This window comes from Candidatus Pelagibacter communis (genome assembly GCF_001179845.1).
Taxonomy (GTDB): Bacteria; Pseudomonadota; Alphaproteobacteria; order Pelagibacterales; family Pelagibacteraceae; genus Pelagibacter; species Pelagibacter ubique_Q.
In genome coordinates this window covers 1-575 of sequence record NZ_CVSB01000010.1, presented here as the reverse complement: position 1 = coordinate 575, position 575 = coordinate 1, and the positions used below count along the sequence as shown (strand labels likewise).

Annotated in this window: 1 pseudogene; it reads right to left on the bottom strand. The window is 18.1% G+C overall.

Annotated elements, in window-relative coordinates:
- Positions 1 to 575 (bottom strand): annotated as a pseudogene (locus AMN81_RS06355) (hypothetical protein); the annotation flags it as partial.

The window sequence follows — 575 nt, the reverse complement described above, 5'->3', positions numbered from 1 at the left end:
TTCAAAATCATAATTTTGATCGCTCATAACTTCTAAAAACTTATCAGGTGTTCCATTAAAAATAACTTTATAAAAATTATTTCGATTATCGAACTTATAAATTGAAAAATTATATATCAAATCTATATTAGATAGAATTTTTTCAAATTTATCAATTTTTATATTATTAGAATTATCAATAGAGATACTTAAAGATAACTTAACTGAAGTATTAATTTGATTTTGTGATTTCCAAAAATCTTCGTAGACTAATTTTAAATTATCAATAAATTCAAATAACTCTTCTTCATCATCAAAATTAACTTTAGTATAATTTAAATTTTTTAAATTGTTATTTTGATTAAAAAAGATTTTGTTATATACTCTTATTTTATTATTATCTTTAAACACAATCATAATGATGTAGTCATTTATATTGTATTTATTTATAATTTCTTTGAAGTCATAAGTTTCCAAAATATTAATATTTTGTTTTATCAATCTAAAATCATCTAAATCTTCAGTAGGTAAAACATAATTTAAAAGACTGTATTTTTTATTTTTTAAATTCCAATTGGAAAATAACTCATTCTCAG